Origin of the sequence: Mycobacterium simiae, assembly GCF_008370645.1 — a bacterium.
Lineage (GTDB): Bacteria > Actinomycetota > Actinomycetes > Mycobacteriales > Mycobacteriaceae > Mycobacterium > Mycobacterium simiae_A.
Genome location: NZ_VTZN01000546.1, coordinates 1 through 419, shown reverse-complemented (window position 1 = coordinate 419; position 419 = coordinate 1). Strand labels below are relative to the sequence as shown.

Genomic DNA, 419 nt, shown 5'->3' with positions numbered 1-419 from the left:
CAACCGCTCACCAAGCACGAAGGCGACGCCCGACGACGGGTGTTCGGCTGCCGCAGCGATCCGCAGCAGGGACGTCTTGCCGGCCCCGTTAGGTCCAATAATCACCCAGCGCTCGTCGAGTTCGACGGCCCAATCCAAGGGGCCAACCAGCGAGCGCCCGCCGCGGCGCAGTGAAACATTGCGGAAGTCGATCAGCAGATCGGGGTCGGCTGTCGCCGGGCCGGTCTCGGGGCCGGTTTCGGGCACTCGACCATCGTGCCGTACCGTGCCGCTGCGGCGGCTGCCGGGTCGCGGTGTCCGCCCCACCCGGCCCTAGCCGGCCCTAGCCGGCCCTAGCCCCGCGAGCAGTCGCAGAATCGCACGATTGGACCATTTCTTATGCGATTCTGTGTCTGCTGGGCGGGACTGGTGAGCGGTTG

Annotated in this window: 1 protein-coding gene; it reads right to left on the bottom strand. The window is 68.5% G+C overall.

Annotation, left to right across the window (positions count from 1 at the left end):
• Positions 1-246, bottom strand: a 246-nt coding sequence (locus F0Q45_RS26830; RefSeq protein WP_188113208.1) for an ATP-binding cassette domain-containing protein, incomplete at its 3' end; no start/stop codon positions are given.
• Positions 247-419 lie beyond the last annotated feature (173 nt).